The organism is Exiguobacterium sp. UBA3968 (assembly GCF_002385115.1).
Taxonomy (GTDB): Bacteria; Bacillota; Bacilli; order Exiguobacteriales; family Exiguobacteriaceae; genus Exiguobacterium_A.
The window spans coordinates 1439836-1458231 of the sequence record NZ_DGCW01000005.1 but is presented as its reverse complement, the minus strand read 5'-3'; the positions used below and the strand labels follow the sequence as shown (position 1 = coordinate 1458231).

Annotated in this window: 18 protein-coding genes, 1 pseudogene and 1 other annotated feature; of the genes and pseudogenes, 17 read left to right on the top strand and 2 right to left on the bottom strand. The window is 49.4% G+C overall.

Going from position 1 to position 18396, the window contains the following annotated elements; genetic code table 11:
* Positions 1–45 precede the first annotated feature (45 nt).
* From minD to B3S86_RS09350, 8 genes are all read left to right on the top strand, one after another.
* Complete coding sequence (minD, locus tag B3S86_RS09385) at positions 46–849, top strand: septum site-determining protein MinD (protein ID WP_029342255.1); 804 nt, start codon at positions 46–48, stop codon at positions 847–849.
* Positions 850–912: 63 nt separating this feature from the next.
* Positions 913–2253: a ribonuclease E/G gene (locus B3S86_RS09380; RefSeq protein WP_290751810.1), complete on the top strand. Its 1341-nt coding sequence runs from the start codon at positions 913–915 to the stop codon at positions 2251–2253.
* Between the two features lie 74 nt (positions 2254–2327).
* Positions 2328–2397, top strand: a sequence feature (ribosomal protein L21 leader region).
* 15 nt (positions 2398–2412) lie between these two features.
* Positions 2413–2721 carry a 50S ribosomal protein L21 gene (gene rplU, locus B3S86_RS09375; RefSeq protein ID WP_012370978.1) on the top strand — a complete coding sequence of 103 codons (309 nt, stop codon included), beginning with the start codon at positions 2413–2415 and terminating at the stop codon, positions 2719–2721.
* A 3-nt stretch (positions 2722–2724) separates the two neighbouring features.
* Entirely contained in the window at positions 2725–3063 is a 339-nt protein-coding gene (locus tag B3S86_RS09370) for a ribosomal-processing cysteine protease Prp (RefSeq protein WP_023468945.1), read from the top strand.
* Positions 3064–3077: 14 nt separating this feature from the next.
* The gene (gene rpmA / locus B3S86_RS09365; protein ID WP_012370976.1) at positions 3078–3356 is read left to right on the top strand and encodes a 50S ribosomal protein L27; all 279 of its coding nucleotides are present in this window, start codon (positions 3078–3080) and stop codon (positions 3354–3356) included.
* A gap of 68 nt (positions 3357–3424) precedes the next feature.
* On the top strand, positions 3425–3907 hold the full coding sequence (locus tag B3S86_RS09360) for a Spo0B domain-containing protein (RefSeq protein ID WP_290751807.1): 483 nt from the start codon (positions 3425–3427) through the stop codon (positions 3905–3907).
* Positions 3908–3922: 15 nt separating this feature from the next.
* Complete coding sequence (gene obgE / locus B3S86_RS09355) at positions 3923–5218, top strand: GTPase ObgE (RefSeq protein WP_023468943.1); 1296 nt, start codon at positions 3923–3925, stop codon at positions 5216–5218.
* A gap of 53 nt (positions 5219–5271) precedes the next feature.
* Complete coding sequence (locus tag B3S86_RS09350) at positions 5272–6540, top strand: hemolysin family protein (RefSeq protein ID WP_290751802.1); 1269 nt, start codon at positions 5272–5274, stop codon at positions 6538–6540.
* A gap of 45 nt (positions 6541–6585) precedes the next feature.
* On the opposite strand, the gene B3S86_RS09345 is transcribed toward B3S86_RS09350, so the two are convergent.
* Both B3S86_RS09345 and B3S86_RS09340 read right to left on the bottom strand, forming a co-directional pair.
* Entirely contained in the window at positions 6586–7128 is a 543-nt protein-coding gene (locus B3S86_RS09345) for a transcription repressor NadR (protein ID WP_290751799.1), read from the bottom strand.
* 24 nt (positions 7129–7152) lie between these two features.
* Positions 7153–8235 (bottom strand): cysteine desulfurase family protein, encoded by a 1083-nt coding sequence (locus tag B3S86_RS09340; protein WP_290751796.1) that lies wholly within the window; start codon positions 8233–8235, stop codon positions 7153–7155.
* Positions 8236–8333: 98 nt separating this feature from the next.
* Between B3S86_RS09340 and B3S86_RS09335 the strand changes: the two genes are divergently transcribed.
* From B3S86_RS09335 to secD, 9 genes and pseudogenes are all read left to right on the top strand, one after another.
* Complete coding sequence (locus tag B3S86_RS09335; protein ID WP_290751793.1) at positions 8334–9803, top strand: L-aspartate oxidase; 1470 nt, start codon at positions 8334–8336, stop codon at positions 9801–9803.
* Positions 9718–10569, top strand: coding sequence for a carboxylating nicotinate-nucleotide diphosphorylase (gene nadC / locus B3S86_RS09330; protein ID WP_349677886.1), 852 nt, complete (start codon positions 9718–9720; stop codon positions 10567–10569). The genes B3S86_RS09335 and nadC overlap by 86 nt, the downstream gene beginning before the upstream one ends.
* Positions 10559–11656, top strand: coding sequence for a quinolinate synthase NadA (nadA, locus tag B3S86_RS09325; protein WP_290751790.1), 1098 nt, complete (start codon positions 10559–10561; stop codon positions 11654–11656). Before nadC ends, nadA begins: the two co-directional genes overlap by 11 nt.
* A 162-nt stretch (positions 11657–11818) precedes the next feature.
* Positions 11819–12412 carry a Holliday junction branch migration protein RuvA gene (ruvA, locus tag B3S86_RS09320; protein ID WP_023468936.1) on the top strand — a complete coding sequence of 198 codons (594 nt, stop codon included), beginning with the start codon at positions 11819–11821 and terminating at the stop codon, positions 12410–12412.
* Positions 12413–12416: 4 nt separating this feature from the next.
* The gene (gene ruvB / locus B3S86_RS09315) at positions 12417–13412 is read left to right on the top strand and encodes a Holliday junction branch migration DNA helicase RuvB (RefSeq protein ID WP_035406506.1); all 996 of its coding nucleotides are present in this window, start codon (positions 12417–12419) and stop codon (positions 13410–13412) included.
* A gap of 4 nt (positions 13413–13416) precedes the next feature.
* Entirely contained in the window at positions 13417–14457 is a 1041-nt protein-coding gene (gene queA / locus B3S86_RS09310; RefSeq protein WP_290751785.1) for a tRNA preQ1(34) S-adenosylmethionine ribosyltransferase-isomerase QueA, read from the top strand.
* The gene (gene tgt, locus B3S86_RS09305) at positions 14457–15602 is read left to right on the top strand and encodes a tRNA guanosine(34) transglycosylase Tgt (RefSeq protein WP_035406513.1); all 1146 of its coding nucleotides are present in this window, start codon (positions 14457–14459) and stop codon (positions 15600–15602) included. Before queA ends, tgt begins: the two co-directional genes overlap by 1 nt.
* A 71-nt stretch (positions 15603–15673) precedes the next feature.
* Positions 15674–15967 carry a preprotein translocase subunit YajC gene (yajC, locus tag B3S86_RS09300; protein ID WP_056062498.1) on the top strand — a complete coding sequence of 98 codons (294 nt, stop codon included), beginning with the start codon at positions 15674–15676 and terminating at the stop codon, positions 15965–15967.
* Between the two features lie 156 nt (positions 15968–16123).
* Positions 16124–18332 (top strand): annotated as a pseudogene (secD, locus tag B3S86_RS09295) (protein translocase subunit SecD).
* The last annotated feature ends 64 nt before the right edge of the window (positions 18333–18396 follow it).

Below are 18396 nucleotides of genomic sequence, written 5' to 3'. Positions count from 1 at the left end.
ATGGAACAAGTGAAAGAACAGGTACATATGGAGGCGAAGACGAATATGGGACGCGCCATCGTCGTCACATCCGGTAAAGGCGGCGTCGGTAAGACAACGACGACGGCGAACATCGGAACAGCACTTGCATTGATGGGGCATTCGGTTTGTCTCGTCGATACAGATATCGGGTTACGCAATCTGGATATCGTGCTTGGTCTCGATAACCGGAGTATCTATAACATCGTTGACGTCGTAACGGGACAATGTAAATTGCACCAAGCGCTCGTCCGCGATAAGCGTTTTGAAGAGATGTATCTGTTGCCTGCTGCTCAATCAAAGGATAAGTCCTCCGTCACACCCGAACAGGTGAAGGCAATCATCGACACGCTGAAACTTGAATACGATTTTGTATTGATTGACTGCCCGGCAGGAATCGAACAAGGATTCATGAATGCGATTGCTGGAGCGGATGAAGCTGTCGTCGTAACGACACCGGAAAAAGCAGCCGTCCAAGATGCGGACCGGATCATTGGGATGCTCGAACGCTCAGAACGAAACATCGTTCCAAAACTCGTCATCAATCGGGTGCGTTCGCACATGATGGCATCAGGTGATATGCTCGATATCGATGAGATCATGCGTATTCTTTCAATCGATCTGCTTGGTCTGATCATCGATGATGAAGAAGTCATCGCCGCTTCGCACCGCGGTGTGCCTGTGACGATGAATCCGGATAACCGGGCTGGACTCGGCTACCGGAACATCGCCCGTCGGATTCTCGGAGAATCCGTGCCACTGCTTGATTTAAATGAACAACCGCAAAAAGGGTTCTTCGTCAAATTGAAGAAGATGCTTGGGATGAAATAAGAATGGGAAATTAGACTAGGACGACATCGTCGCGCCTAGTCTAATTTTTTTGGAGGGATCAGTATGCGATGGATTAGTGAACAGACCGCTTCACTCGAACGATTGGCGTTGGTCGAAGGCGGTCGATTGATTGAATATCATGAACGGATGCGTGACGAGATCCGGGTCGGAACGTTCGTTTATGCCAAGGTCGACCGGTTGCATCCGACGCTCGGAGCAGCCTTTTTGATCGCGACTGACGGTACGCCGCTTTACTTACCGCTTAATGAAACGGTGGAAGCACTTCGTCGCTATCCGGACGTGCCAACGATCGGACAAGCCGTCCAGGTCGGGCAGACATTGCTCGTCCAGGTCGTCAAGGAAGGGGTCGCACCGAAGCAACACAAGGTGACGCAGAACATCACTTATGGTGGACGTTATCTTGTCTATTTCCCGTACGGTCGCCGCGTCCGTTTCAGTCGGAAGCTGGATCTCGTCGTCCAGCGTCAACTGGCGGAGCAATTGACGACGACGGAAGAAGAAGGGATTCTTTACCGGACGGAGGCGGCGAAAGCATCAATCGACGAATTGAAACAAGAGTTACAGTCATTACGGATACGGCATAAAGAACTCATGCAGGCGCCGCGTCTTGAGCAAGACGAGGCATTGATCGTCCAGGAAGCGAAGCGACTTCCGCATGTCACCGATGCGCTCGTCATGACGCGTCAGGAAAAGGAACGACTCGAATTACTCGGTCTGTCTGTTGAACGCTCGCTACGAAAAGGACGCTTACCCGAGATGGAAGCAATCGACGGAGCAATCGAGAAGGCGATGCAACGGGTCGTCTGGCTCGACGGAGGAGCGTATCTCTTGATTGAAGAAGTCGAGACGATGACTGTCATCGACGTCAACAGTGGGAAGACGATTTCGGTCAAAGAACAAAAGCGGACGTTTGATCAAATCAATGAAGCGGCTGCCGTCGAAGTCATGCGACAATTACGGTTACGTAATATCAGCGGAATGATTGCAATCGATTTTTTACGTGGCTCAAGTAAAGGTCAGACACGGGTGACCCAACTTCTCAAAGAACGAGCCGCACTCGAGACGAAACAAATCGAAGTGTATGGATTTACGAAGATGGGCTTATGCGAACTGACGCGACAACGACACGGAAAATCATTGCAGGAACGATCGCAGGAATCCGGTCAATGGACACGATTAAGCGTCTATCGATTAATTGAACCGAAATTGCTTGAGATCGCGACCTATGCGGAAGCGGTCGTGATTCGCGCGCCGCGTCACTTATTACAAGACGAATTCATCTCTCGCCAACCACTCGAGGTGCACGTGTTAGAAGGCGATCCAGCCGTCCTATTCACTGGGTCGTCACAGGACTGTCTCGATTTCATCAAGCGATCGGAATAATCCTTCAGAACAGCATTGACAAGGTGGAAGAACGTTTGGTATTCTGAATAACGTTAGTTCGTTTGGAAGCACCCAAATGACTACAACCGCACAGACCGGGTTTTAAAGCATCTGCTGCCCGTGATGGCGAGTCTGAGTTCCTAAGAGGAGGTGCACGTAATGTACGCAATTATCAAAACTGGTGGTAAACAAGTCAAAGTCGAAGCTGGCCAAGAAATCTACGTTGAGAAATTAAACGCAGACGTCGACAGCACAGTTGAATTTGGTGAAGTATTGATCCTTGGTGGTGACGATGTTAAAGTCGGCGCTCCACTCGTAGAAGGTGCGAAGGTCGTAGCAACGGTCATCAAACACGCTCGCGCGAAAAAGATCACTGTCTTCAAAATGAAAGCGAAAAAGAACTACCGTCGTAAGCAAGGTCACCGTCAACCTTACACGAAGGTCCGCATCGAGAAAATCGAAGCGTAAGCCATGATACGTGTCAAGATTCGACGAGATGAAGCGGAACTCGTCCGCTCCATCGAAGTGACAGGACATGCCGAGTTTGCAGAACCAGGTCTCGACCTTGTCTGTGCCGGCGTATCGTCGGTGATCTTCGGGGCATACAATGCCATAGAAGCATTACTCGGGCAGGTCCTGCTCCTTGAAATGGCAGAACAACAAGAAGGTGGCTACTTTTATGTAGAACCGTACGCTGACTTAGCACCGGATGTCAGTGAACGCACCCAATTGTTACTGGAGGCGACTTTGGTCCAGCTTGGTACCATCGCTGAAAGTTACGGTGAGTTTATCCAACTTGAACAAGTATAGGAGGTGGATTCCACATGTTGAAACTTAATCTTCAGTTCTTCGCATCGAAAAAAGGGGTAGGTTCGACAAAGAACGGTCGTGACTCGCAATCGAAACGCCTTGGGGCGAAACGTGCAGACGGTCAAACTGTTTCTGCTGGTTCAATCCTCTACCGTCAACGCGGTACGAAGATTCACCCAGGTATGAACGTCGGACGTGGTGGCGATGATACACTTTTCGCAACTGCAACTGGTGTCGTTCGTTTCGAACGTCTCGGACGCGACAAGAAACAAGTCAGCGTTTACCCAGCATAAGGATCGACGAAGCAGACTCTAGCCACTTTCGAGGGTTAGGGTCTGTTTTTTTTAGGAGGGAACGACCGATGGAGGAACAACAGGTACTTGATCTTTTAAAGACTCTTCGTCACGAGTGGTTGAACCGGATACAACTCGTACGTTCGTATGGCGCGATCGGAGACGAACAAGCAGTCGAGTCGATCTGTTCGGCGTACCGGGAGCAAGCATCTCGGGAAGGACGTCTAGCGCAAATCGGATTGCCGAAAACCGCACTGGCGTTGCTGCAAGCTGAATGGTCAGGCAAAACTGTGACGTATGATGTCATCGGAGCACCCCACATGGAAGATGAGCGGCTGAAGCAACTCGTCGAAGCAGCCATCACCATGATTGATGTAGGAGTAGGAGAAGTATCCGTGACCTTCCACGAGGGCGTGACCATCGAGATCTATCGGGATCTACTAGATATGTCGCGCCTTAAGGATCTAGTGACGCCGATGGAAATCGAGTCGCAGACGGAAAATGAGTGTGTGATTGAGATTGAAAGTCTTTCGTTTGAGGAAGAGAAGTAAGAGGAGGGATCCGACATGTTTGTCGATCAGGTAAATATTTATGTAAAAGCAGGTGACGGAGGACGTGGACAAGTAGCGTTCCGTCGCGAGAAATACGTTCCGGACGGCGGTCCTGCTGGCGGTGACGGTGGTCACGGAGCTCACGTCGTCCTTGAAGTCGACGAAGGACTTCGGACATTGATGGACTTCCGTTACAAACGTCACTTTAAAGCGGTTCAAGGTGAAAACGGAATGTCAAAAGGGATGCACGGTCGTAAAGCCGAGCATTTAATCGTCAAGGTTCCACCAGGCACGGTCGTCTATGATGATGATACGAACGCGGTCATCGCTGACCTCGTCCATCATGGACAACAAGCGATCGTCGCAAAAGGCGGACGTGGCGGACGTGGAAATACACGTTTTGCGACACCAGCCAACCCGGCACCTGAACACGCGGAAAACGGTGAGCCAGGGGAAGAGAAGTACTTGAAGCTTGAACTGAAGATGCTAGCAGACGTTGGTCTTGTCGGCTTCCCGAGTGTCGGGAAATCAACGATGTTATCTGTCGTTTCAGCAGCACGTCCAAAAATCGGCGCGTATCACTTCACGACGATCACACCGAACATCGGCGTCGTCGAAACGGAAGATAGCCGTAGCTTCGTCATGGCTGACTTGCCAGGATTGATTGAAGGCGCAAGTGAAGGCGTCGGACTCGGTCATCAGTTCCTGCGTCACGTCGAGCGGACGAAAGTGATTGTCCACGTCATCGACATGAGTGGGATGGAAGGACGCGATCCAATCGAAGACTACAACATCATCAATAAAGAACTCGCGGACTATAATCTCCGCTTGACAGAGCGTCCACAAGTCGTCGTCGCGAACAAGATGGATATGCCGGATGCGGCAGAACACCTTGAAGCCTTCAAGGAAGCTTTCCCAGAGCTTGAAGTATTCGAGATTTCAGCAGCAACACGCCAAGGATTACGTGATCTCTTATTCCGAATCGCTGACCTCGTTGATGCGACGCCAGAATTCGGTCTTGAGGAACTCGAAGAGAAAACAGCGACACCACGTGTCGTCTACGGTTATGAAGCACCTGAAGCCGGCTTTACGATTTCGAAAGATGAAGACGACTGCTTCGTCATCAAAGGACCACGAATCGAAAAACTCTTCACGATGACGAACTTCATGCGTGAAGAATCGATTAAACGTTTCGCTCGGACACTGCGTCAAATGGGTGTCGACGAAGAGTTACGTCGTCTTGGTGCAATCGACGGCGATGTCGTTCGAATCCGTGATTTCGAATTTGAATTCGTTGAGTCATCCTTCTAAGCGGTTCATTCCATTAAGAAACGGAGTGTGAAAGCATCGTGGACCCATTGCCCATGATTTCATTCGTTTGGTTAATTCCGATTCTCATCTTATCCGCGTTCTTTTCCTCAGCCGAGACAGCACTCGCGAGTGTCAATCGGTTGCGGTTGTTGCACCAGTCTGAAGCAGGGGACGCGCGTGCGTCCCGTGTGTTTCGGTTGCTTCAACGTTATGAGGAGACATTGACGTCGATTTTGATCGGGAATACGCTCGTCAATGTCGGCTTCATCTTGTTTGGCGGCTGGTGGATCATCCATTTCGCCGAGACGATCGCAACGCAGACCATTGCCTTTCTTGGGCTGTTCTTTCTGTTGCTGTTGTTTGGAGAATTGATTCCGAAATCGTATGCCCGTGAGCATACGGAACGTTACGTGTTATTGATCGGACGTCCACTGCGCTTCTTCTTACTGTGCTTTCGACCGCTCGTTTTCCTGTTACTCCGCTTACGCCAGTTTGCGCTTCGATTGATTGGAGCCGATCCGAAAGGGCCACTCGTGACCGAACAGGAACTCAAGGCACTCGTCGATATCAGTCAGGAAGAGGGAATCATGGGAATCGCTGAAGCTGAACTTGTCCACCAGGCGGTTGATTTTCAACATGCAACGGTAGAGAATGCTTTGACGCCACGCATGGATATTCAAGCGATCGATATCGATGCGCGGCTCGAAGACATCCTTGCAGAAGTACAAAAAGGCGGCTATTCTCGTCTACCGGTCTATAAGGACTCAATTGATCATGTCATCGGTGTCTTATCGGAACGGGACTTTCTGCGTGCATACGTGAAAAATGGTTCCGTCGATATCCGGGAATGGATTCGACCGGTATCGTTCGTCGTACCACAGACACGATTGATGGATTTATTGCCGGAACTCAAAGTCAAGCAGTCCCATATGGCAGTCGTGCTCGATGAGTTCGGAGGGACGGCAGGTCTGATCACCCTTGAGGATATTTTAGAAGAAATCGTCGGGGAGATTTGGGATGAACACGATGAATCATTGGAATACACGAAACGGATTGGTCCAGAACAATTCGAATGTCTAGCGGAGTATGACATTGAAGACTTCTGTCAGCAATTTCAATTGACGATGCCGGACACCGATGCCCAGTCACTCGGGGGATGGATCATGGAGGAAAGCGGACAACTGCCGGACGTCGGAACGGCGATGCGTTATGAACGTGTCACGTTGACGGTCTTGCATATCGAGAACCGCCGCGTCCGGAAAGTCTTAGCGACGTTTGATCCTCCCGCTATGATGCCAGAGCTACCGCTTGAATCGATGTAACAATAAAAACCGCTCATTCCTTAGGAATAGGCGGTTTTTTGATGTTCAGACATCGAGTTCCGAGACGAGGATTCCAAGATGGTCAAGTTTTGCGATAGCTGCTTCTAGTGCGTCTTCATGATCCGCTTCAAGCGTATGAATATGGACTCCGTCGGTCAGGCTCGACAGTGGAGTAGCTTGTGTCTCCTCTAGCTGTTCAAGCAGTACACGGACATCTCGGCGGCTTTTTAGCATCAACTCACCTGTAATGAAGCCGTAGACAGGATGCTCGATGATGACATCGCGGATGACGACCCCTTCATCAACGATGGCGTCACACTCATCCTTTAATTGATCGATGCCGTGGCGACAGACGATCTTGCGGCGTAATTTCGAACCGTCGATTTCAGGGTCATTGATCAAATACCCACGAGCTGTCGCGATGACGGGATATCCTTTTGCTTTTAACAATGATAAATCCTGCACGATCACTTGGCGGCTGACGCCTGCTTGTTTCGCCAGTGCTGTTCCCGTAACAGGTTGTTCACTTTCCTCAATCATACGAAGTAATGATTTCCGGCGTTCTTCTCCGGAGATGCGTTTCCCCATGATATCTCCTACCTTTCTCCAGTGTCATGAGATCGTGTTCAACACATCAATGCACTGTTCGATTTCTTCGTTCGTCGTGTGTTTTCCAAAACTGAGTCGGATCAATCCATGAGCCGCTGATTCGTCAAAACCGATCGCACGCAATGTCGCATTCGGACCGTTTTCTCCTGCCCGACAAGCACTACCAGCGGAAACGGCGATTCCAGCACGATTCAAGGCGAGCAACACGTGTTGACCGTCCCGTTGTTTCGTATGGATGGCACAGATCGAAGCCAGTTGCGTTGGAGATTCAACGATCAGATAACGAGACGAAGACAATGTTTTTTTTAGCATACCACGAAATACCTGACTGGATGCCTGGATTCCTGGATTTTCTAAGCGCGACGCCTCACAGGCAGCGATGAAGGCGGCAATTCCCGGAACATCGACTGTGCCTGGGCGAATCCCGAACTCATGATGTCCTTCGTAGTAGGGACTAAAGAGCGGTCGTCGCAAATACAGGGCACCTAACCCTTTAGGACCGTAGACTTTATGGCTACTCATCGTGTAAGCGTCAAAGGAGTCAATGTTAACATCATCTTTTAAAAATCCTTGAACCCCATCGCAATGAAACAGAATCCCGCGCGATTGACAATATACTGCAATTCGTTCGACTGGGAACCGAAAACCGGTATCCGAATTGACGTGTTGAATCGAGACGACACCAACCTCTTCCGTACAAGCCGTAACGAATCGATCCCAGTCGAACGTTCCGTCCGGCAGTAGAGAAAGATGACGTGTTTCTTGTGCCCAGCGCGCAAGTGGAAGCAAGACCGAGTCGTGTTCACATCGAAGTGTCAAGACAACTGATTTGTTACTCTGTCGTATCAAGTGTGTCAAAGCGATGTAATTTGCTTCTGAACCGCTTCCTGTAAAGATGATAGCTCCTTCTTTTTGAGCTAATTGTTGCATCAGGTACTGTCGTGCTCGTTGAAGCAGGCGTTCTGCATCCCCACCGATGTCATGAAGAGAAGAACTGTTGCCGTAGAACGATTGAGCGGCTTGTTGATAATGGTCGAGTGCTTGTGGATGCAGCGGAGTAGTAGCTGCGTAATCGAGATAGATCATGAAAAAATCCTGTCCTTTCGTCTTGTCACTCAGCTAAAAGTATGCCAAACTTATTGTCAAGTCAATAGTAAACATTTAGATATAGAGGTGTAAAACATATGTCTTTACATAAAAGACTTGAGACGGATGTGTTGATCATTGGAACAGGGCTTGCTGCGATTTCGGTCGCCTTGCATCTTCCGCCTGGAACTGAAGCGTTGCTTGTCACAAAAGGCACGCGATTTGAGACCAACTCTGTCCGAGCACAAGGTGGGATTGCTTCTGCTTATGCGGAAGTTGATCATCGTGGTCATTTTGAAGATACGTGTCAGGCGGCAAAAGGGCGCATCAATTTGTCAGCTGTTGATTATGTGACCCGATCAGGAGCCGAGGCAATGGAATTCTTGTTACGACAAGGTGTCCTGTTTGATCAATCCGAGGGAGAGTTCTTGCTCGGTCGAGAAGGTGCGCACCGTTTGCCGCGGATTTATCACTCTGGCGGGGACGAGACCGGCAAACGGATCATGGAGACGTTAATGCCGCGAGTGCCTTTTCCGATTCTTGAGCAGACGTGTATCACGGAATTGATTCAAGTAAATGGACAGGTTGTAGGTGCAGTTGGATATAGCCTTGGAGAACCAATCGAGATTGTGGCGCGAGCAACGATTCTCGCGACTGGTGGAGTTGGTGGAATATTCGCGTCGTCGACGAATGATCCATCGATTCAAGGAAATGGGATTGCACTCGCTTTTGAAGCAGGGGCGAGGATTCGTGATCTCGGCTATATCCAGCACCATCCGACGGTACTTGTTCATGCAGGTCGCTCAGAAGGTTTGATTACGGAAGCACTACGCGGTGCAGGAGCGACACTTGTGACGAAAAGCGGTGACCGGATCATGGCGGATCATCCGATGCAAGATTTAGCGGCGCGCGATGAAGTCGCAAAACGAATCCATGAGGTGCGAAAACACGAACCGGTCTATCTCGACACGTCAAAAGTCGTTGATCGAACAAAACGGTTTCCAACGTTTGTTGAAAAATGTGAAAAACTGAACATAAATCCGGATCTCGTTGAAATCGCACCAGGCATTCATTTCTTAATGGGTGGAATCGAGACCGATCTGACAGGGCAGACGAATGTCGAAGGACTTTACGCGGTCGGCGAGACAGCATCGATCGGACTGCACGGTCGAAATCGTCTGGCGTCGAACTCGCTTCTTGAGTGTGTCGTCATGGGGAAAGCAGTAGCAGAACAGCTCGAGTTGTTACCGGGACCATCAGTAAAACAAGTGAAACGACGTCCAGGAACACTTCGTTCCGTAACAGACCGTCTATCGCAGGTCATCGGTGTCGAAATGGATATTAGGCAGGTACAAGAATGTCTGGATGCGTTAAAAGGCTGGACATTAGAAGAATCCGGACAGGAAGCAGAAGAAAATCGATTACGTTACGTGACAGCATGTCTATTGCTTGAAGGGGCGCGAAGTCGGTTGACAGGAGAGGATGAGAACATTGAACAAGTGGCAGTTACGGCAACAACTGGAGGCATTTTTAATCGAGGACATCGGACAGTGGGATATCACGAGTGAAGGATGTCTGACGGGACAAGAACGCGGAACCGGTCGTTTTTTAGCAAAGGAAGACGGTGTCTTCTGTGGAGTAGACGTTATTCGTGAGATGGCGCATCTGTTACAAGTCAACGTGACGATTCATATAGCGGAAGGGACGGTCGTCACGCGAGGAACGCTTCTTGCTGAGTGGTCTGGTTCGTTACAGGATATTTTAAGCGGAGAACGGGTCGCTTTGAACCTTGTGCAACGCTTATCTGGGATTGCGACGCAGACACGTCAAGCGGTCGAGGTAGTAGCAGGACGAATCCGAATCACGGATACACGGAAGACGACTCCTGGATTACGGATGCTAGAAAAACACGCCGTTCGCGTCGGTGGTGGCTATAGTCATCGCGGGCGACTCGATGACGCGGTCATGATCAAAGATAACCACATCACGGTCGCGGGATCGATTACGGAAGCGGTGATGCGAGCAAAACGAGTTGCAGGTCATACGACACCAATCGAAGTCGAAGTTGAGACGGAAGCGGAAGTGCTTGAGGCAGTGGCTGCAAAAGTCGACATCATCATGCTCGATAACCGGACACCAGCAGAAATCAAACAGCTCCGGCAATTGATTCCACCACATATCACGGTCGAACTATCCGGCGGGATTACGATAGACACGTTATCAGACTTCGTGGATAGCGGAGCAGACGTCATCTCACTCGGTGCATTGACGCATTCAGCAACAGCACTTGATATTAGTATGAAAATCGAAGGAGGAAAAAAAGATGTCATTTGATCTATTACGTCACGAAGGGATTCCGGCGTCATACTTACAGCAATCAGAAGCAGAATTGATTGCGATCATCGAAGGGGTCAAAGCACGGATGGGCAGTCGCTTGTTCTTACCCGCCCACCACTATCAAAAAGACGAAGTCGTCCAGTTCGCGGATGCGACGGGAGATTCGCTCCAGCTTGCACAAGTCGCGAAGCAGATGACAGAAGCCGAATATACGGTCTTTTGCGGTGTTCATTTTATGGCGGAGACGGCAGATATGCTGACCGATGCGTCACATACGGTCGTTTTGCCTGACATGCGCGCTGGCTGTTCGATGGCAGATATGGCGAATGATATACAAACGGAGCGTGCCTTTACGATCTTGACGGAACGGTTCGGAGATTCGATCTTACCATTGACGTATGTCAATTCGACAGCAGCCATCAAAGCATTCGTCGGTCGTCACGGTGGGGCGACGGTGACATCATCGAACGCTGTCCAGATGGTCGAGTGGGCACTTGCTGAACGAGACATCTTATTCTTCCTGCCGGATCAACATCTCGGTCGCAATACAGCACATGCGCTCGGAATTCCGTTAGAGCAGATGGCGATTTGGGATCCGATTCGCGACGAACTCGTTTTTGACGGGGAGGACCAAGACGTCCGCGTCATCTTATGGAAAGGGCACTGCTCGGTGCATGAGAAATTCACAGTCGGTCAAATTGAACAGTTCCGCAAGACGGATCCGGAGCGAAAGATTCTCGTTCACCCGGAATGTTCGCATGAAGTCGTAGTAGCTTCTGATTTAAATGGATCAACTGCGTATATCATTCAACAAATCGAACAGGCTGCTCCTGGAACGAAGTGGGCGATCGGAACAGAGATGAACCTCGTCAATCGACTCGCGACGACTCATCCGGATCTCGACATCGTGTCGCTCAATCCGTTCATGTGCCCGTGTCTGACGATGAACCGGATCGACTTGCCGCATTTAGCGTGGGCGCTCGAACAAGTCGAAGCAGGTGAGCCGGTCAACGTCATTAAAGTTGACGCAGAGACGACGCGGCATGCCGTGTTGGCGCTCGAACGGATGCTTGAGCGTTCGTAAAATAGAGAGTGAGAGCGTGGTCGTGCAAACGATCACGCTTTTTGTCTTCTGATTTAGAGAGCGAACGTATGTATTGATTTTTGCTGAAGAACGCTTTGAAGCCAAACGAAGATGTATGCTACAATAACACGAGAGTTTGTTTAAGGATGGGAGCGTTCCACATTGATAGAATTCGTACGCGGCGAAGTCGCTTATGTCTGTGCGGAATTCGTGACGGTAGAAGTTGGCGGGATTGGCTACAAGATCGTAGCACCGAACCCGTTTTTTTATCGGACCGGAGACGAACAGATCATCGTATATACGTATCACTATGTCCGTGAGGACCAAGAAGTCTTATTCGGATTCCGTTCCCGGCGTGAGCGTGCCTTGTTCACGAAGTTGCTCGGTGTGACAGGGATCGGACCAAAAGGAGCGCTTGCAATCGTCGCATCAGGGAATGTCGATGCGCTTGTTGAAGCGATCGAACAAGAAAAGGAAAGTTATCTCGTCAAGTTCCCAGGTGTCGGCAAAAAGACAGCAAAACAAATGACACTCGACCTAAAAGGAAAGTTAGCAGAGCTCGCGCCAGACTACGTACCGAGCGAAGGCTTGTTCGCACAAGGTAACGCAGAGCTGAACGAAGCCTGTGAAGCTCTGACGGCGCTCGGTTACAGTGATCGAGAAGTCGAAAAAGTCAAAAAAGCGTTGCAGGCAGAAGTCCTGTCAACGGATCAATATGTTAAACGGGCACTCCAGTTGTTATTGAATGTGAGGTGAGGACATGGAAGAGCGCATTTTGTCAGAATCCGCCCATGCGGAAGATCAAGAAGAGTGGAGTCTGCGTCCTCAGACGCTCGAGCAATATATCGGGCAGGAGAAAGCAAAAGGAAACTTAAGTGTCTTCATCGAGGCGGCAAAAATTCGTCAGGAAACACTCGATCACGTTCTTCTCTACGGTCCTCCAGGTCTTGGTAAGACGACGCTTGCGACAATCATCGCAAACGAGATGGGGGTCGGCATCAAGACGACAGCCGGTCCTGCGATCGAACGACCAGGTGATCTGGCGGCAATTCTCTCATCACTTGAGCCGGGAGACGTCCTGTTCATAGATGAGATTCATCGGTTGAGTCGATCAATCGAAGAGATTCTATATCCGGCAATGGAAGACTATTGTCTCGATATCGTCATCGGTCAAGGGGAACTCGCGCGTAGCGTTCGGATCGACTTGCCACCATTTACACTCGTCGGTGCGACGACGCGTGCCGGGATGCTGTCGGCACCGCTACGTGATCGTTTTGGCGTGACGCTGAAGCTTGAATATTATACGATGTCAGAGTTGTCTGCCATTGTGACCCGGACGTCACGGTTGTTTGGATTCGAAGCGGATCGTCTCGCAGCAGAAGCGATCGCCCTTCGTTCACGCGGAACACCACGTGTCGCGAACCGGTTGTTACGGCGTGTCCGTGACTTCGCTCAAGTTGCTCATCAAACTGAGATCGATGCCTCGCTTGCGACAAGTGCACTTGATCGCTTGCATGTCGATGCGCTCGGACTCGACGATGTCGACCATCGTTTACTACGATCGCTTGCAGAACGGTTTGCCGGTGGTCCGGTCGGTCTTGAGACGATTGCAGCGACAATCGGAGAAGATGCGCAGACGATCGAAGATGTGTATGAACCATATCTGTTACAACAAGGCTTTTTACAACGTACCCCGCGCGGACGTGTCTTAACACCGTTCGCCCGCCAACATTTAGGACTGAAAGAAGGAAATTGAACCAATGGATGTAAACTTATTTGATTTTCATTTACCAGAAGAACAAATTGCTCAAGTGCCATTGCTCGACCGGACGAGTTCGAAATTGATGGTCCTCGACCGGGAGACAGGTGCGATTCAGCATCAACACTTCCATGATATCGTCGACCACTTCCGGGAAGGCGATACACTCGTCATCAACGATACGAAAGTCTTACCGGCACGTCTTTTTGGTGTGAAGGAAGAGACAGGTGGAAAAATCGAATTGTTGCTCTTGAAGCAGACGAGTGACGATGTTTGGGAAACGCTAGCAAAACCAGCAAAACGAGTCAAACCAGGTACAATTCTGTCGTTTGGTGACGGATTACTCCGTGCTGAGTGTGTCGAAGCACTTGAAGACGGGGGACGGATTCTGAAGTTTTTCTACGACGGGATTTTCTACGAAGTGCTCGATCAACTTGGAACGATGCCATTGCCACCGTACATTCATGAACAACTGGAAGATCAAGATCGTTACCAGACGGTCTACGCTCGCGAACGTGGGAGCGCCGCGGCACCAACAGCGGGTCTTCACTTCACACCGGAATTGCTCGAAGCGCTTCAAGCGAAAGGTGTCCGGATCGCACCGTTGACGTTACATGTCGGACTTGGCACATTCCGTCCTGTTTCGGTCGACGACGTCGATAGTCACAAGATGCATAGTGAGTACTACGAATTGCCGGAAAGTTCAGCGGCACTGCTACGCGAAACACGGAAACAAGGCGGACGGATCATCGCGGTTGGTACGACATCGACGCGAACGCTTGAAACGGTCATCCGTGATCACGGTGACTTCATCGAAGCAACAGGTTGGACAGACATCTTCATTTTCCCAGGTCAGGAAGTCAAAGGGATCGATGGATTGATCACGAACTTCCACTTACCGAAATCAACATTGATCATGCTCGTGTCCGCGTTATCGACACGGGAACACATTCTGCATGCCTACGAAGAAGCTGTAGCGAATGGCTATCGTTTCTTTAGCTTCGGTGATGCGATGTTCTTAACGAGAGAGGAACGAAACTAATGACAAAACACGCGGTAACATACGAACATATCAAAACATGTAAACAATCCGGAGCGCGGTTAGGAATCGTCCATACGCCGCACGGTAGTTTTGAGACACCGGTCTTCATGCCGGTCGGAACACAAGCGACGGTCAAGACGATGGCACCAGAACAAATCAAGGATATGAACGCGAACATCATCCTCGCGAACACGTATCACCTATGGGTGCGTCCTGGACACGATGTCATCAAGGAAGCAGGCGGTCTGCATAAATTCATGAACTGGGATGGCGCGATTCTCACGGATTCAGGTGGCTTCCAAGTCTTCTCACTCGCTGATCTCCGGAATATTTCGGAAGAAGGCGTTCATTTCCGTAACCATTTAAACGGTGACAAACTGTTCTTATCACCGGAAAAAGCAATGGAAATCCAAAACGCACTCGGTTCAGACATCATGATGGCGTTTGATGAGTGCCCCCCATATCCTGCTTCTCACGAGTACATGAAAGCATCTGTCGAACGAACAAGCCGCTGGGCAGAACGTTGTCTTGCAGCGCACGAACGTCCGCAAGACCAAGCACTGTTCGGAATTATCCAGGGTGGCGAATACGAAGACTTACGTCGCCAAAGTGCGAAAGATCTCGTAGCGCTTGATTTCCCAGGGTACGCGGTCGGTGGTCTCTCGGTTGGTGAACCGAAAGATGTCATGTACCGAGCACTCGAATTCACGACACCACTCATGCCAGAAGATAAACCACGTTATTTAATGGGCGTTGGTTCACCGGATGCATTGATTGAAGGCGCGATTCGTGGAATCGATATGTTCGACTGTGTCTTACCGACACGGATTGCACGCAATGGTACATTGATGACATCACAAGGACGTCTTGTCGTCCGAAATGCAAAATATGCACGTGATTTCCGTCCACTCGATGAGAAATGTGATTGCTACGCATGTAAGAATTACTCGCGTTCGTACATCCATCACTTGATCCGCGCGCAAGAAACGTTCGGACTACATCTTTGTTCGACACACAATCTTCACTTCCTCGTCAAGTTGATGGAAGGCGTTCGCCAAGCGATTCGTGAGGATCGTCTGCTTGATTTTAAAGAAGAATTTTTCGAAGAATACGGTTACAATTTACCGAACGCAAAGAATTTCTAACAAATCGTCTGACAAATCAATCCTTTCACGGTATAATGAACGTGATTTGAATGATAAAGGAGTTGGTACAAATGGGAAGTAATATCCTTGCATTCCTCCCGATGATCTTGATCTTCGTGGTGTTCTATTTCTTGTTGATCCGTCCACAGAACAAACGCCAGAAGCAAGTGCGTCAGATGCAAACTGAACTTTCACGCGGCGATTCGATCGTAACGATCGGTGGTCTTCACGGGGTTGTCCAAAAAGTTGACGACACGACGGTGACATTGAAGTCAGGAAACGCACAATTGACATTCAACCGAAGTGCTGTGGCAGAAGTGACGAAAAAATCAACAACTGTCATGGGCGACGAAACGGTCGAATAAGGCATTGAAAAGACGCTTTCCGGATTCCGGAGCGTCTTTTCTGTTTATATATGAGAAAAACGTTTGCTAAGATTACCATTTCTTTTGTAAGCTAGGGTAGGAGAACAAAGTTGTCTGAAAATATACTGGGAACTAGAGAAAGGACAATGTAGCATGATCAAGAAAGGGAAACTTGCCACATTCTTCATCGTCGTCATCGCGTTGCTCGTGCTGATCGGTACGACATCGTCATGGTTGCTGAAGGATACGAAGCTTGGCCTTGACCTTAAAGGTGGCTTCGAAGTCTTGTATGAAGTACAACCACTGAAAGAAGGAGACGTCATCGACCAAAATGCGATGAGTGCCACATTGACGGCAATTGAGAACCGTGTCAACGTTCTCGGTGTCTCTGAACCGGATATTCGGATCGAGGGTAACAACCGGATTCGTGTTCAACTTGCTGGCGTCAAGGATCAGACGGAAGCGCGTCAAATCCTATCTTCGACGGCACAATTGTCATTCCGTGACATCAACGATAAGTTGTTGCTTGACGGTTCAGACTTAAAAGCTAAAGGAGCAAAAGTCGGATATGATCCGAATACGAATGAACCACTCGTCGAATTGACGATGAAGTCAAAACAGAAATTTTATGAAGTAACTCAAAAAGTCTCACAAATGCAAGCACCGGCGAACCGCCTTGTCATCTGGCTCGATTACGAAAAGGGTGATACGTACGAAAAAGAGATTCAAAAGAAGAATTCGAAAATCGTTTCGGATGCATCGGTCACTCAACCAATCAACTCGGATAAGGCAATCATTTCCGGTGGCGATATCGATGCCGAGTATGGTAAACAATTGTCCTCAATCCTTAACGCAGGAGCACTGCCGGTCAAACTCGAGGAAATCTACTCGACGTCGGTCTCGGCTGCTTTTGGACAGGATGCACTTGATCAGACACTTTTCGCGTCAGCTATCGGTGTAGCTGCTGTCTTCTTGTTCATGCTAGTGTTCTACCGGATCTCTGGATTAGTTTCGATTATTACCTTGTTGTTCTACATCTATCTCGTCATGATTTTCTTTAACGGGATTAATGCCGTCCTTACATTACCGGGGATTGCGGCACTCGTTCTTGGTGTCGGTATGGCGGTTGATGCGAACATCATCACTGCAGAGCGGATCAAGGACGAATTACGAAGTGGCAAATCCGTCTTATCCGCATTTAAAGCCGGAAACCGTCGTTCGTTCGGTACGATTCTTGATGCCAACTTAACGACATTGATTTCTGCTGGTGTCTTGTACTACTTCGGTACAAGCACGGTCAAAGGATTCGCCATCATGTTGATGGTCTCAATCGCCGTCACTTTCGTCACGAATGTCTTTGTCTCACGTTACCTGATGCAACTCCTTGTCAGTAGCCGATGGTTCGATAAGAAGAAATCATGGTTCGGTGTAAAGGAGAGTGAAATCCGTGAGCTTTAATCCTACGAAATTCGATTACGTCAAACATCGCAAAATCTATTTCGCGATCACGATTGCCCTCGTCATCATTTCGGTACTTTTGCTGTCGTTCCGCGGTCTTAACCTTGGGATCGACTTCTCGCAAGGTACACGCGTCGAGATTTCTTCTGAGAATCAAATCAAGGAAGCCGATGTCCGCTCTGTCATTGAAGAGTCAGGCATTGATGCTGCGGAAATCGATGGCATCCAATTTGCTCAAGGTGGAAAACTAGCGAACGTCACGTTCGTTGGGGAATTCAGCCAAGATCAAATCTCTAAAATGAAACAAACGATTGAAACGGAATATAAGAAAGAACCGAGTATCTCGACGGTTTCGGCGCAAGTTGGTCAAGAAATCGCGCGTAACGCGATTTATGCGGTCTTACTCGCGTCACTTGGGATCGTCATCTATGTCTCGTTCCGATTCCAACCGTTATACGGGATTGCGACAGTGCTTGCACTATTGCATGATGCGTTAATGATCGTCGCCTTCTTCTCGTTGTTCCAAATTGAGGTCAACTTGTACTTCATTGCAGCGATCCTGACGATCATCGGGTATTCTGTCAACGATACGATCGTTACGTTCGACAGGGTTCGAGAAAATCTCGGACTTGCCGAAAAAGGGGGACGAAAAGTTTCGTTCGATGAGTTGGCGCATATCGTCAATGAATCGATTCAACAAACAATCGTCCGTTCGATCAACACCGTCGTGACGGTCATCATGACGGCAGCAGCGCTCTACATCTTCGGTAGCGAAGCGATCCGTGGATTCAGTCTTGCGTTGCTCGTCGGGTTGATCATGGGGATGTTCTCTTCGATCTTCATCGCTGCTCAGCTCTGGCTCGTCATGAAGGGTCGGACACTTGGTCGGACAAAACGTGCTTCCTAAAAGAGTATCCGCATCAGCTATCGCTGATGCGGATTTTCAATTATAATGGGGAAGTTGATTGGAG